The sequence below is a fragment of the Anaeromyxobacter paludicola genome (assembly GCF_023169965.1).
GTDB classification, from domain to species: Bacteria; Myxococcota; Myxococcia; order Myxococcales; family Anaeromyxobacteraceae; genus Anaeromyxobacter_B; species Anaeromyxobacter_B paludicola.
Genome location: NZ_AP025592.1, coordinates 4,257,485 through 4,270,704 on the forward strand (window position 1 = coordinate 4,257,485; position 13,220 = coordinate 4,270,704).

Below are 13,220 nucleotides of genomic sequence, written 5' to 3' on the forward strand. Positions count from 1 at the left end.
CGGCGTGCGCATCTTGGGGCTCTGGCCGCCCGCGCCGGGCGGGGGAGGTGCCGCGTGCAGGAACAGAGCTGCGAGGTCTGCGGGAACAGCTACGACAAGTCGTTCCAGGTGGTGGCGGGCGGCGCCACCCACGTGTTCGACAGCTTCGAGTGCGCCATCCAGCGGATGGCGCCCCGGTGCGAGCACTGCGACTGCCGGGTCATCGGGCACGGCGTCGAGGCCGGCGGCAAGTTCTACTGCTGCGCCCACTGCGCGCACCAGGCGGGCGCCCCCGAGCTGCGCGACCGCGCCTGACGCCGTGGCGTCCCCGCGCGCCCCGCCGCCGCCGGGCGGCCCCGTGCCGCTGCGGTCCGCGCGGGGCCGCGGCGTGCTCGCCGCCACGGTGCTCGCGTCGGGGATGGCGTTCCTCGACACCACGGTGGTGAACGTCGCGCTCCCGTCGATCGCGCGCGAGCTCCACGCCGGGCTCGCCGGGCTGCAGGGGGTGGTGGACGCCTACCTGCTGACGCTCTCGTCGCTGCTCCTGCTCGGCGGCGCGCTCGGCGACCTCCTCGGGCGCCGGGCGGTCTTCGCCGCCGGGGTGGCGCTGTTCGCGGTGACCTCGGCCCTGTGCGGGCTCGCGCCCACCCTGCCGGTGCTCTGGCTCGCGCGGGCCCTGCAGGGCTGCGCGGCGGCGCTGCTCGTGCCCGGCAGCCTCGCCATCGTGCGGGGCTCCTTCGCCGCGGAGGAGCAGGGAGCCGCGGTCGGCGCCTGGTCGGCGCTCTCGGGCGTCACCACCGCCGCCGGCCCGCTCCTCGGCGGCTGGCTGGTGCAGGCCGCGAGCTGGCGGTTCATCTTCCTCCTCAACCTGCCGGTCGCGGCCGCGGCGCTCTGGCTCACCGCCCGGTGCGTGACGCCGTCGCCGCGCCGCGCGGCCCGCCTCGACTGGCCGGGCGCGCTCCTTGCCGCCGCCGGGCTCGCCGGGCTCGTGCTCGCGCTCATCGCCGGCCCGGGCGCCGGGTGGAGCCCCCCGGTGCTCTGGGGCGGCGCGGCCGGCCTGGGCGCGCTCGCGGCCTTCCTGCTCCGGGAGCGGCGCACGCCGCACCCCATGCTCCCGCTCGACCTCTTCCGCAGCCGCCAGCTCTCGGGCGCCAACCTCACCACCTTCGCCGTCTACTTCGCGCTCTCGGCGGCCCTCTTCCTGGTCGTGCTCCGGCTCCAGGCGCGGCAGGGCTGGTCCCCCCTCGCCTCCGGGCTCGCCCTCGCCCCGGTGACGCTGCTCATGCTGCTGCTCTCGCCCGCCAGCGGGCGGCTCGCCGGGCGGATCGGCTTCCGGCTCCCCATGACCGCGGGGCCGCTCGTGGCCGCCGCCGGGCTGGCGGTCCTCGCCGAGGTGGAGCGCACGGCGCCGCTGCTCGGGGCCGTGTCGCTCCTCGGCCTCGGGCTCGCCACCACCGTCGCGCCCCTCACCACCGCGGCGATCACCGGCGCGGGCGAGGATCGCGCCGGGATCGCCTCCGGCCTCAACAACGCGGTGGCGCGCGTGGCCGGGCTGCTCGGGGTGGCGGTCATCCCCGGCCTCGCCGGCGTGGACCCGGCGGCGGCCGACACCCCGGCCTTCGCCGCGGCTTGCCGGGTGGCGCTGCGGGCGGCGGCCCTCGCCTGCGCCGCCGGCGGCCTCGCCGCCTTCGCGACGCTCCCGCCGCCCCCGCGGCGCCCCGGGCCCCCGGCCCCGCCCGGCCCCGGTCCGCGACGGGCGGCCGCCGGCGCGGCCTCTCCGGGGATGCAGGCGGCGGACGGGTAGGCTATCTTGCGCGTTCCATGCGCCGCCTGCTCGCCCTCGCCCTGCTCCTCGCCGCCGCCTGCGGCAGCTCCCGCGTCTCGCTCACCGGCGAGGTGCTCTACGGCAAGACCGCCGAGGAGGACTACGCCGCCGGGCAGGCCGAGATGAAGGACCACAACTGGCTCGAGGCGGTGAAGTTCTTCGAGCACGCGCGCACCAAGTACCCCTTCTCCAAGTACGCCGCCCTCTCGGAGCTGGCCGTCGCCGACGTGAAGTTCGAGCAGGACGCCTTCGCCGAGGCGGCCGACGCCTACGACGCCTTCGTGAAGCTGCACCCCACCCACGAGAAGGCCGACTACGCCGCCTTCCGCGCCGCCGAGGCGCTCTACCGCGACGCCCCCTCCGGCTTCATCCTCTTCCCGCCCACCTACGAGAAGGACCAGGCGCAGCTCCAGAAGGCCCGCCAGCGCTTCCAGGAGTTCCTCAAGGCGTGGCCCGGCTCGAAGCACCGCGCCGAGGCCGAGAAGCTCGCCGGCGACGCGCAGAACCGGCTCGCCGAGCACGAGTGGTACGTGGCCCAGTTCTACGCCAAGCGCGAGAAGTGGGCCGGGGCCGCCGGCCGCCTCGAGGGGCTGGTCCGCGACTTCCCCGGCTCGGGGCACGAGGTGGACGCCTACCTGCAGCTCGCCGACCTCTACGCGGTCCGGCTCGACGATCGGTTCCGCGCCCGCCAGGCGCTGCAGCAGCTCATCACCCGCCACCCGGACGCGGCGCGCGCCGCGGGGGCGGAGAAGCGCCTTGAGGCGCTTCGATAGGCGCGAGCGGCGGCCGTTCCGGAGCGGCGCGCCGTACCTCGTCCCCATCCTCGCCGCCGCGGGCGCCGCGGCGCTGCTCTGGACCTACCGGGCCGAGCTCGCCGCGATCGGGTCCGGCGCCGTCGAGAGCCCGGAGACCCAGGTCCGCCACGCCGTCGCCAACCTCGGCCGCGCCCACCTCGACGACGTGTACGGCTACCGGGCCGGCGGCACCGCCGAGCTCGCGCCGGTGCGCTACCGCGACGTGGTGGTGGCCTTCGAGGGCCCGAAGGCGCTCGTGACCGCGCAGCTGGAGGCGGAGGGGCACGTGGACTGGCGCGGCCAGTCGGCCACCCTCACCTACCTCGGGCGCGAGCGCTTCCACATGCACCCGTGCAGCATCGCCCTCTACTGCGCCGAGGGCGACGGCTTCGACCGGCTGCGGGGCGTGCTGCTCGCCCTCTTCCGGCGCGAGGACGCCTTCAACGCGCGCGACCCGGCGGCGCTCGGGCGGCTCGCGAGCCCGGGCCACGACGGCCCGCGGGCCGAGGCGCTCCGGCGCGCCGCGGGCGACTACGCCGCCGAGCCCGGCGCGCGGGTGCGCATCCTCGCCTGGCAGATCCGCGCCGACCGCGATTCGGCCGAGGTGGGGGAGGACTACGAGCTCGCCGTCCCCGGCCACGAGGCGCGGCGGCTGCGGGCCCACTACCGGCTCGCCCGCGACGGCGCGCGCTGGCTCTTCACCTCCGGTCTCTGACGCCGCCGGCTTGCCCCCCGGGGCCCGCGGCGCTATTGGGAACGCATGGACACGGCGGAGAAGATCCGGCTCACCAGCCTGAGCCACGGGGCCGGTTGAGCCTGCAAGATCCGCCCCGCGGATCTGGCGCAGGTCCTGCGCCACGTCGAGAGGAACCACGACCCCCGCGTGCTCGTCGGTCACGAGACGCACGACGACGCCGCCGTGTACCAGCTCACGCCCTCGCGCGCGATCGTGGAGACGGTGGACTTCTTCACGCCGGTGGTGGACGACCCCTACTGGTTCGGCCGCATCGCCGCCGCCAACGCCTTCTCCGACGTGTGGGCCATGGGGGCGCGGCCGCTCTTCGCGCTCAACCTGGTCGCCTTCCCGGTGAAGACCCTGCCGATGTCCACGCTCTCCGAGATCCTGCGGGGCGGCGCCGACACCGCCCGCGAGGCGGGCGCGCCCATCCTCGGCGGCCACAGCATCGACGACCCGGAGCCGAAGTACGGCCTCGCGGTGACGGGCGAGGTCCACCCGCGCCACGTGCTCCGCAACGTCGGGGCGAGGCCGGGCGACCGGCTCCTCCTCACGAAGCCGCTCGGCGCCGGCATCGTCACCACCGCCATCAAGCGCGACGTCGCCCCGCGCGACGTCGCCGCGGTGGCGGTCGAGGTGATGGCCGAGCTCAACCGGATCGCCGGGGAGGTGCTGGCCGCGAGCGGCGCGGTCCACGCGCTCACCGACATCACCGGCTTCGGCCTGCTCGGCCACGCCTGGGAGATGGCGGAGGGCTCCGGCGTGCGGCTCCGCCTGGAGGCCTCGCGCGTGCCGGTGCAGGACGGGGTGCGCGAGCTGGCGGCGCAGGACGTCGTGCCCGGCGGCACCAAGGCCAACCTCGCCTGGGTGGAGCCGAACACCGACTTCGGCCCCGGCGTCGATCCGGCCCTGCGGCTCGTGCTCGCCGACGCCCAGACCAACGGCGGCCTCTTCGCCGCCGTCCCCGAGAAGCGGGCGGGCAAGCTGCTCGCCGCGCTCGAGCGGGCCGGCGTCCGGGCCGCCGACGTGGGAGAGGTGCTCGAGGGGCCGGCGCGGCTCGAGGTGATCTGAAGCCCGGGCGAGCCCCGGGTCACTCCCTCCCCGCCGGACGGGGAGGGCAGGGGAGGGGCCGCCAGGCGCCCCCCCGAGGCGCGCGCCCCGCCCGGATGCTACGATGCTCCCGCCGTGCGCCGCCTCGCCCTCTCCTTCGCCCTGCTCCTCTCGCTCGCCCCCGCCCTGGCCGCGGCGGCCGCGCCCCCGCTCGTGGTGGTGGTGGACCCCGGCCACGGCGGCGACAAGGACGGGGCGCTCTCGCCCGCCGGGCTCCGGGAGAAGGACCTCACGCTCGCGATCGCCCGGAGGCTCGCCGCGCGCCTCCGCGCCGACGGGGCCGAGGTGCTCCTCACCCGCGACGCCGACCAGCCGGTGGACCTCGCCCGCCGCGCCGCGCTCGCCAACGCGAAGCAGGCCGACCTCTTCGTCTCGATCCACCTCAACGCCATGCCCGGCCGCGCCCGGGCCGCGACGCGCGGGATCGAGACCTACTTCCTCTCCGCCGACGCCACCGACGCCCGGGCCAACGCGGTGGCGGCCCGCGAGAACGCCGACCGGCTCGCCGGCGGCGCGCCCTTCGACGCCGCCGATCCGGTGGGCGGGATCCTGCAGGACCTCCAGGACGCCGAGACGCTCGCCGAGAGCTCACGGCTCGCCTACGCCATCCACCGCACGGTGGTGGCGCGGAGCGGCGCGCCCGACCGCGGCGTGAAGCAGGCCCCGTTCTACGTGCTCGCCGGCGCGCGCATGCCGGCGGTGCTGGTGGAGCTCGGGTTCGTGAGCCAGCCCGCCGAGGCCCGCCGCCTCGCCGAGGCGGCGTACCAGGAGCGGCTGGCGCAGGCGGTGGCCGACGGGATCGCGGCGTGGCGCAGGCCGGCCTCTGCCGCTATCCTACGCGGCCCATGAACCGCTCCTTCGGCCGCGCCGCTCTCGACCTCCGCCCCGTCTCCCTCGAGCCCCGCGTCAGCAAGCACGCCGAGGGCTCGTGCCTGGCCCGCTTCGGCGACACCCACGTGCTCTGCACCGCCTCGGTGGACGAGAAGGTGCCCCCGCACGTCTTCGGCACCGGCGCCGGCTGGGTCACCGCCGAGTACGGGATGCTGCCCCGCAGCACGCACGAGCGCATGGCGCGCGAGGCCGCCCGCGGCAAGCAGGGCGGGCGCACGCTCGAGATCCAGCGGCTCATCGGCCGCGCCCTGCGCGCCGCCATGGACCTGCGCGCCCTCGGGCCCCGGACCATCACCGTGGACTGCGACGTGATCCAGGCCGACGGTGGCACCCGCACCGCCGCCATCACCGGCGGCTTCGTGGCCCTGGCCCTCGCGGTGCGCGCCCTGCAGGGCAAGAAGCTCTCCCAGACCGCGAGGCCGGTGCTCCGGCACGTGGCCGCGGTGAGCGTCGGCATCGTGGACGGCGCGGTGCGGCTCGACCTCGACTACGACGAGGACTCCACCGCCGAGGTGGACATGAACGTGGTCGCCACCGGCGAGGGGGCGCTCGTCGAGGTGCAGGGCACCGCCGAGGGGAAGGCCTTCCGGCGCGAGGACCTCGACCGGATGCTCGACGCCGCGCTCGGCGGCATCGCCACCCTCAAGGCGGCGCAGGAGGCGGCGCTCCGGTGATGGACCTCTTCTTCGGCAGCACCAACCCCGGGAAGCTCCGGGAGCTGCGCCGGCTCGTGGCCGGGCTGCCGGTCCGGGTGATCTCGCCCGAGGACCTCGGCCGGCCGCTGCCGGAGGTGGTGGAGGACGGGGCCACCTTCCGGGCCAACGCTGAGAAGAAGGCCGCCGCCTTCGCCCGCTTCGCCGGGACCTGGGCGGTGGCCGACGACTCGGGCCTCTGCGTGGACGCGCTCGGCGGCCGGCCCGGCGTCCACAGCGCCCGCTGGTCCGAGCTCGAGCCGCTCCGCGCGAGCGCCAGCCCGGCCTGCGCGCTCGGCGAGGCCGGGCTGGGCGAGCTCGGCCCCGAGGCCTCGCGCGGAGTCCGCGACGAGCTCAACAACGACAAGCTGCTCGAGGAGCTCGCGGGGCTGCCCGACGACCGCCGCGGCGCGGCCTACGTGGCGGTGCTCGCGCTGGCGCGGTCCGACGGGACCATCCACGCCGCGGTGGAGGGCGCCTGCCGGGGCCGGATCGGCCTGGCGCGCCGGGGCCAGGGTGGGTTCGGCTACGACCCGCTCTTCGTCCCCGAGCGCGGGAGCGGGCCCGGGGAGCTCACCATGGCCGAGCTCGCCCCGGAGGAGAAGGACGCGCTCTCGCACCGCGGGCGGGCCTTTCGCATGCTTCGACCGCTGCTCGGCCAGCTAGCGTTTGACAAGAGCGAGAGGCAAGGCTAGTAACAGCCGTCTTTCCGTGGGCGCTCGCCGCTCCCGGTACGCTCCGGGGCGTAGCGCAGCCTGGTAGCGCGCCTGCCTTGGGCGCAGGAGGTCGCGGGTCCGAATCCCGCCGCCCCGATCTTTGAAATGATGGTGTGGATGCTGCCGGGCAGGACTTCGCGCCCGTAGCTCAGTTGGATAGAGCGTCGGCCTTCGAAGCCGCAGGTCGGGGGTTCGATTCCCTCCGGGCGCGCCAGCTTCGAGGTTTTCTTGGTTTACGGTGAGTATAGCTCAATCGGTAGAGCACTGGACTGTGGATCCGGGGGTTAAGGGTTCGAGCCCCTTTACTCACCCCATCTTCTTTCGACGAGGGCCGCGCGACAGGGCTTCGCGCCCGTAGCTCAGCTGGACAGAGCAGCGGCCTTCTAAGCCGCGGGTCGGGGGTTCGACTCCCTCCGGGCGCGCCAGCAACGCAGGGCGATTCGGCGTTGACAGCACGGCGGGGGCGATGTAGATCGGCGGCCCCTTCGGCGACGAAGGCATCCACACCGCGGTACGCAGCACGTAGAGCAGCGAGGGCGCATAGCTCAACTGGCAGAGCAATGGACTCTTAATCCATAGGTTGAAGGTTCGATTCCTTCTGCGCTCAAACGAGAACGGGGACCCTGGTAACGGGGTCCCCGTTTGGTTTTTGTGGCCGTCCTGCCTCGCTCAGTCCTTCTTGCCGCCCTCGATCACCGCGAAGCGCGGCCGGCGGCGCTCCGGCGGCCGCAGCATGCCGGCCATCACCGACGGCCAGGGCAGGGCGCAGTCGAACCGCCGCCGCTGGAAGGTGAGGCTGCAGCGGAGCCCCCACTCGTCGATGAGGACCTCACGGGTGTCGCGGCCGAGCACGAGGTTGAGCCGGACCGCCTCCTCCTCGGCGAGGTACTCCGGCAGCACCACCCCCGGCGTCGCCGGGTTCACGATGACGCACTCGATGTCCTTGGCCGTCCGGCAGGCCTCCATCATCTCCGCGTACCGGTGCTGCAGGTGGAAGAGGTGGAGTGCGCCTTCCGCCCACCCCGGGCAGCCGGGTGCGCAGGGCGCCTCCGGCGGGTGCTCGTGGGCGGCGTCCATCATGGAAGTTTTCTACTACACTGCGATCGGCCATGTCGCTCCCCGACCTGCGGTCCCTCAAGCGGGGGCTTCGAGGTGGGTGGCGACCGGCCGGCGGCTCGCTCCGCCGGCCCCCGAGGGCGGGTGGCGGAACTGGCAGACGCGCGAGACTTAGGATCTCGTGCCGCAAGGCGTGAGGGTTCGAGCCCCTCCCCGCCCAATCTTCTTGACCCCGCCGCGTGCGGGCCGTACCTGTAGCCGCTTTCAAAGACAAAGGAATCGCGATGAAGATCGAGGTCGAAGCCATCTCCCCCGTCGAGAAGAAGGTCACCGTCGAGGTGGATCCGGAGCGGGTCGCCCGCGAGCTCGACAAGGCCTACGCCGGGCTGGGGCGCCGCGTGAAGCTCCGGGGCTTCCGCGCCGGGCACGTGCCCCGCAACGTCCTCGAGCGCCACTTCCGCGACGAGGTCGAGCGGCAGGTGGTGGACACCGTCGTGAACGCCAGCTTCGGCGAGGCGGTCTCGCAGCACGACCTGCAGCCGGTGGCCTCCCCCCGCGTCGACGTCGCCGAGCCGGGCCTCGCCGCCGGCCAGCCCTTCCGCTACAGCGCGCGCGTCGAGGTGAAGCCCCGCCTCGAGCCGAAGGACTACAAGCAGCTCGAGGTGACGCGGAAGCCGGCCGAGGTGACCGACCAGATGGTCTCGGACGAGCTCACGCGCATCCAGGACTCGCTCTCCCGGCTCGTGCCGGTCGAGGGGCGCTTCGAGGCGCAGACCGGCGACTACGCCGTCATCGACCACGAGGGCACCGTGGACGGCCAGCCGTTCGAGGGGAGCAAGGCCGAGGGCGTCACCATCAAGGTGGAGCCGGGCGACCTCACCGCCGGCTTCATCCCGCAGCTCGCCGGCGCCAAGGTGGGCGACGCGGTCGAGCTCGACCAGACCTTCCCCGCCGACGCCGGCTACGAGCCGCTCCGCGGCAAGACCGCCCACTTCCGCGTGAAGCTCCAGTCGCTCAAGAGCCGCGAGGTCCCGTCGATCGACGACGAGCTCGCGAAGAACGTCGGGCTGGAGGGGATCGAGACCCTCGACGCCCTCAAGGCCCGCATCCGCGCCGACCTCGAGAAGCGCGAGACCCAGCGGGCCGAGGCGGAGCTCAAGGACGCCGTCATCAAGGCCGCCCTCGCGAAGAACGAGTTCGAGGTGCCCCCGGCGATGGTCGAGCACGCCATCGACGTGATGCTGCAGGGCGCCTTCTCCCGGTTCGCCAGGCAGGGGCTCGACCCCCGCCAGCTCGACCTCGACATCCCGCGGCTCCGCGCCGACCTGCGCGAGCAGGCGCTCCTCCAGGTGAAGGGCGCGCTCCTCCTCGAGTCGATCGCCGACGCCGAGAAGATCGAGGTGACCGACGACGACGTCCAGGCCGAGCTCGCGCGCATGTCCGGCGAGATGGGTATACCCCTCGCGAAGCTCCAGCAGCAGATGAAGGGCGGGAACGCCCGCAGCGCGCTAAGGAACCGGCTCAGGGAGGATAGGGCGCTTGCCTTCCTCACCTCGGAAGCTACACTCAAGTAACCGGGTCCGGCGCGGCCCAACGTCGAAAATTCACGGGGAAGAACGATGCCTTACATCCCGATGCCCTACGTCGTGGAGCAGACCCACCGGGGCGAGCGCAGCTACGACATCTACTCGCGCCTGCTCAAGGACCGGATCGTGTTCCTGGGCACGCCCGTGGACGACGACGTCGCCAACGTGGTGATCGCGCAGCTCCTGTTCCTCGAGTCCGAGGACCCGGACAAGGACATCATGCTGTACATCAACAGCCCGGGCGGCTCGGTGACCGCCGGGCTCGCGATCTACGACACCATGCAGTACGTGAAGCCCGCCGTCTCGACCATCTGCCTCGGGCAGGCGGCCAGCATGGGCGCCTTCCTGCTCTCGGGCGGGGCCAAGGGCAAGCGCTTCTCGGTGCCGAACTCCCGGATCATGATCCACCAGCCGCTCGGCGGCTTCCAGGGCCAGGCGACCGACATCGAGATCCAGGCCAAGGAGATCCTGCGGCTCAAGGCCCGGCTCAACGAGATGCTCGCCAAGCACACCGGGCAGCCGATCGAGCGCATCGAGAAGGACACCGACCGCGACTACTTCATGGGCGCCGGAGAAGCCAAGGAATACGGGCTCATCGACGACGTCATCACCCAGAGCCGGGCGGTCGAGAAGAAGCCGCAGTAGGTTCCTGTTGTACGGAGCAGCCGGCGTCAGGCGCCGAGGAGGTCGAAATTGGAAAAGCGCGAGACGCTCTGCTGCAGCTTCTGCGGGAAGTCGCAGAAGGAAGTGAAGAAGCTCATCGCCGGGCCCACCGTCTACATCTGTGACGAGTGCATCGGGCTCTGCAACGACATCATCGCCGAGGAGATCGCCGGGGAGGAGAAGAAGGACCAGAAGCTCCGGATCCCGCGCCCCTCCGAGATCAAGACCATCCTCGACGAGTACGTCATCGGCCAGGAGCGGGCCAAGAAGACGCTCGCCGTCGCGGTCCACAACCACTACAAGCGGATCGAGACCCGCGTCGCCCTCGACGACGTCGAGCTGCAGAAGTCGAACATCCTCCTGCTCGGCCCCACCGGCTCGGGCAAGACGCTGCTCGCGCAGACGCTCGCCAAGATCCTGAACGTCCCGTTCACCATCGCCGACGCCACCTGCCTCACCGAGGCCGGCTACGTGGGCGAGGACGTCGAGAACATCATCGTCAACCTCCTGCAGGCCGCCGATCACGACATCGAGCGGGCGCAGAAGGGCATCGTCTACATCGACGAGATCGACAAGATCGCGCGCAAGAGCGAGAACCCGTCCATCACCCGCGACGTCTCGGGCGAGGGCGTGCAGCAGGCGCTCCTCAAGATCATCGAGGGCACGGTCGCGAACGTCCCGCCGAAGGGCGGCCGCAAGCACCCCCAGCAGGAGTTCCTGCAGGTGGACACCTCGAACATCCTCTTCATCTGCGGCGGCGCCTTCTGCGGCCTCGAGGGGATCATCGAGCGGCGGCTCGGCGGGCGCAGCCTCGGCTTCGGCTCGGACGTGAAGAGCAAGACCGAGAAGAACGTGGGCGAGCTGCTCGCGATGGTGGAGCCCGACGACCTGCTCAAGTTCGGCATGATCCCCGAGTTCGTCGGCCGCCTGCCGGTGGTCACGAGCCTCGAGGAGCTCGACGAGCCGGCGCTCATCGAGATCCTGACCAAGCCGCGGAACGCCCTCGTGAAGCAGTACCGCAAGCTCCTCGAGATGGACGGGGTGTCCCTCAAGTTCACCGACGGGGCGCTCCAGGCCATCGCCCGGGCGGCGCTCAAGAACCGGGCGGGGGCCCGCGGGCTGCGCGCCATCCTCGAGTCGGCGATGCTCGACATCATGTACGACGTCCCGAGCAAGCGGAACGTCCGCGAGATCGTCATCTCCGAGGACGTCATCGACAAGAACGAGGCCCCGCTCGTGGTGCTGCAGAAGGAGGCGGAGAGCGCCTAGCGCCCCGCCTCCGCGGTACAATGACCGGCGCCATGCGCGCCCCACTCCCAGCCGACGAACGCCGCCGGGCCTGCCGGCACGGCCTCTTCGCGCTGGTGGTCGGGAACGCGATCCTCTGCCTCCCCCACGTGGTGCTCTTCGCCCGCGCCGGGGGAGGGGAGCTCTCCAGCCTCGCCCTCGCCTTCCTCCACCTGGCCCTCCTCGGCCAGATGTGGGGGGCGGTTCTGGCGCTCGGGCTGGTCCTCGCGCTCCTGGCGCTGGCGGGGCCGCTCTGGCGGGCGGTGCCGGTCGCGGCCCCCGCCGCCTACACGCTCCTCCACGCCTTCCTCTACATCGACCGGAAGGTCTGGGCGATCCTCCACTTCCACGTGAACCGGTTCGTGCTCGGCGTGGTCTTCACCTCGAGCGGCGTGAAGTCGCTCGAGATCCCCTGGGCCGAGATCGCGCAGTTCGGCGGGGCGCTCACGCTGCTCTTCGCCCTCGAGCTCGCCGTGTACGCGCGGGGCGCGCGGGCGGGCGGGGAGGAGCAGGCCGGCGCCGAGCTGCGGCGCTGGGCGCGGCTCGCGGCGGTGGCCGCGGCGGTGCTCGCCGCCGACCGGGCCGCCTACGCCACCGCCAACCGCGTCTCGCGCTCCGACGTCACCGAGGCGGCGGAGGCGGTGCCCTACTACCGCGCCGAGGAGCTGCGGCCCCTCGTGAAGGCGCTGCGCGGCGGCGACCCGGCCGACGGCGGGCTCGCCTGGCCGGCGCGGCCGCTCCGGTTCGAGCCCCCGAAGCAGAAGCTCAACGTCCTCGTCATCCTCCTCGAGAGCTTCCGGGCCGACGCCTTCGACCGCGAGGTCACCCCGAACATGTGGCGCTTCGCCCAGGAGGCGCAGTGGTACCCGCGCCACCGCTCGGGCGGGAACGGCACCTGGTTCGGCGCCTTCAGCCTCTTCTACGGCCTGCACGGCGCCTACGCCGAGCGGTTCCTCGCCGCCCACCGCGGTCCGCTCCTGTTCGACCGGGCCCGCGAGCTCGGCTACGACACGCGCGTGATGGCGGCCCAGACGCTCGCCTCGCCGCCCCTGCGCGACACCGTCTTCGCCAACGTGCCGCCGTCCGCCATCGACGACGCGCTGCCCGGCGCCGGCCCGGCCGAGCGCGACGAGGAGCTCGCGCGGCGGGCGCGCCGCTTCCTCTCCGAGCGCGACCGCTCGCGCCCGTTCCTCCTCACCCTCTTCTTCGACTCGACGCACATGCCCTACAGCTTCCCCGCCGGGGCCGATCCCTACCGGCCCTACCCGGAGAAGCTGGTCTTCCGCGACCTCGACGAGCCGCAGCCGCGGGCGCCCATCTGGAACCGGTACCGCAACGCGGCGCGCTGGGTGGACGGGCGCGTCGGCGAGGTGCTCGACGAGCTCGCGCGGCAGGGGCTCGGGCAGGACACGGTGGTGCTGCTGGTGGCCGACCACGGCGAGGCGTTCTGGGAGCACGGCCGCTTCGGCCACAACTCGGCCTTCGACCGGGAGCAGACGGCCGTCCCGCTGGCGCTGCGCGTCCCCGGGCTCGCGCCCGCCCTCCACCCCGAGACGTCGCGCCACGTGGACGTCGCCCCCACCCTGATGTCGCTGCTGGGCTGCGAGAGCCCTCCGCGGGACTGGTCGCACGGCCGCTCGCTACTCGCCCTGCCGCCCGACCTGCCGCAGGTCGCCTGCGGGTTCCGCGGCTGCGCCATCGTGGAGCCCGACGGCTACACCACCTTCGTGCCCGCGGAGGGTGGGGCCGCGGCGGCCCAGGTCTACGCGCCGGATTACCGCCGGATCGGGGACCGGCGGGGCCGCCTGGCGCACCTCTCTCCACACGTGTCCGAGACCATCGCCGAGCTCGGCGCCTTCCTGCGCTGATTCACGAAAGAGGGGAA

13 protein-coding genes and 6 tRNA genes are annotated in these 13,220 nt (G+C 73.3%); 18 read left to right on the forward strand and 1 reads right to left on the reverse strand.

The window, feature by feature from the left end; all coding sequences use genetic code 11:
* The first annotated feature begins 54 nt into the window (after positions 1–54).
* The 13 genes from AMPC_RS18955 to AMPC_RS19015 all read left to right on the forward strand — a co-directional run bounded on the left by AMPC_RS18955 (position 55) and on the right by AMPC_RS19015 (position 7,350).
* On the forward strand, positions 55–294 hold the full coding sequence (locus AMPC_RS18955; RefSeq protein WP_248343105.1) for a hypothetical protein: 240 nt from the start codon (positions 55–57) through the stop codon (positions 292–294).
* Positions 295–337: 43 nt separating this feature from the next.
* Positions 338–1,783 (forward strand): MFS transporter, encoded by a 1,446-nt coding sequence (locus tag AMPC_RS18960; protein WP_263009625.1) that lies wholly within the window; start codon positions 338–340, stop codon positions 1,781–1,783.
* Between the two features lie 17 nt (positions 1,784–1,800).
* The gene (locus AMPC_RS18965) at positions 1,801–2,577 is read left to right on the forward strand and encodes an outer membrane protein assembly factor BamD (protein WP_248346362.1); all 777 of its coding nucleotides are present in this window, start codon (positions 1,801–1,803) and stop codon (positions 2,575–2,577) included.
* On the forward strand, positions 2,561–3,313 hold the full coding sequence (locus tag AMPC_RS18970; RefSeq protein ID WP_248343106.1) for a nuclear transport factor 2 family protein: 753 nt from the start codon (positions 2,561–2,563) through the stop codon (positions 3,311–3,313). Before AMPC_RS18965 ends, AMPC_RS18970 begins: the two co-directional genes overlap by 17 nt.
* A 45-nt stretch (positions 3,314–3,358) precedes the next feature.
* A complete protein-coding gene (gene selD, locus AMPC_RS18975) occupies positions 3,359–4,405 on the forward strand; it encodes a selenide, water dikinase SelD (protein ID WP_248343107.1) in 1,047 nt (348 codons plus the stop codon).
* A 114-nt stretch (positions 4,406–4,519) separates the two neighbouring features.
* Complete coding sequence (locus AMPC_RS18980; protein ID WP_248343108.1) at positions 4,520–5,293, forward strand: N-acetylmuramoyl-L-alanine amidase family protein; 774 nt, start codon at positions 4,520–4,522, stop codon at positions 5,291–5,293.
* On the forward strand, positions 5,290–6,009 hold the full coding sequence (rph, locus tag AMPC_RS18985) for a ribonuclease PH (protein ID WP_248343109.1): 720 nt from the start codon (positions 5,290–5,292) through the stop codon (positions 6,007–6,009). Before AMPC_RS18980 ends, rph begins: the two co-directional genes overlap by 4 nt.
* Positions 6,009–6,722 carry a non-canonical purine NTP pyrophosphatase gene (locus AMPC_RS18990; RefSeq protein WP_248343110.1) on the forward strand — a complete coding sequence of 238 codons (714 nt, stop codon included), beginning with the start codon at positions 6,009–6,011 and terminating at the stop codon, positions 6,720–6,722. Before rph ends, AMPC_RS18990 begins: the two co-directional genes overlap by 1 nt.
* Positions 6,723–6,766: 44 nt before the next feature.
* Positions 6,767–6,840 (forward strand) — tRNA-Pro (locus AMPC_RS18995).
* A gap of 40 nt (positions 6,841–6,880) precedes the next feature.
* Positions 6,881–6,957: transfer RNA gene (locus AMPC_RS19000), tRNA-Arg, on the forward strand.
* Positions 6,958–6,981: 24 nt separating this feature from the next.
* A tRNA-His gene (locus AMPC_RS19005) sits at positions 6,982–7,057 on the forward strand.
* A gap of 34 nt (positions 7,058–7,091) precedes the next feature.
* Positions 7,092–7,168 (forward strand) — tRNA-Arg (locus AMPC_RS19010).
* Between the two features lie 109 nt (positions 7,169–7,277).
* A tRNA-Lys gene (locus AMPC_RS19015) sits at positions 7,278–7,350 on the forward strand.
* A 62-nt stretch (positions 7,351–7,412) separates the two neighbouring features.
* On the opposite strand, the gene AMPC_RS19020 is transcribed toward AMPC_RS19015, so the two are convergent.
* Entirely contained in the window at positions 7,413–7,823 is a 411-nt protein-coding gene (locus AMPC_RS19020) for a hypothetical protein (RefSeq protein ID WP_248343111.1), read from the reverse strand.
* Between the two features lie 114 nt (positions 7,824–7,937).
* Between AMPC_RS19020 and AMPC_RS19025 the strand changes: the two genes are divergently transcribed.
* From AMPC_RS19025 to AMPC_RS19045, 5 genes are all read left to right on the forward strand, one after another.
* Positions 7,938–8,019, forward strand: a tRNA-Leu gene (locus AMPC_RS19025).
* 64 nt (positions 8,020–8,083) lie between these two features.
* The gene (gene tig / locus AMPC_RS19030; protein WP_248343112.1) at positions 8,084–9,373 is read left to right on the forward strand and encodes a trigger factor; all 1,290 of its coding nucleotides are present in this window, start codon (positions 8,084–8,086) and stop codon (positions 9,371–9,373) included.
* Between the two features lie 45 nt (positions 9,374–9,418).
* Positions 9,419–10,030 (forward strand): ATP-dependent Clp endopeptidase proteolytic subunit ClpP, encoded by a 612-nt coding sequence (gene clpP, locus AMPC_RS19035; protein ID WP_248343113.1) that lies wholly within the window; start codon positions 9,419–9,421, stop codon positions 10,028–10,030.
* 48 nt (positions 10,031–10,078) lie between these two features.
* Positions 10,079–11,317, forward strand: coding sequence for an ATP-dependent Clp protease ATP-binding subunit ClpX (gene clpX / locus AMPC_RS19040; protein ID WP_248343114.1), 1,239 nt, complete (start codon positions 10,079–10,081; stop codon positions 11,315–11,317).
* 32 nt (positions 11,318–11,349) lie between these two features.
* The gene (locus AMPC_RS19045) at positions 11,350–13,203 is read left to right on the forward strand and encodes a sulfatase-like hydrolase/transferase (protein WP_248343115.1); all 1,854 of its coding nucleotides are present in this window, start codon (positions 11,350–11,352) and stop codon (positions 13,201–13,203) included.
* Positions 13,204–13,220: the final 17 nt, after the last annotated feature.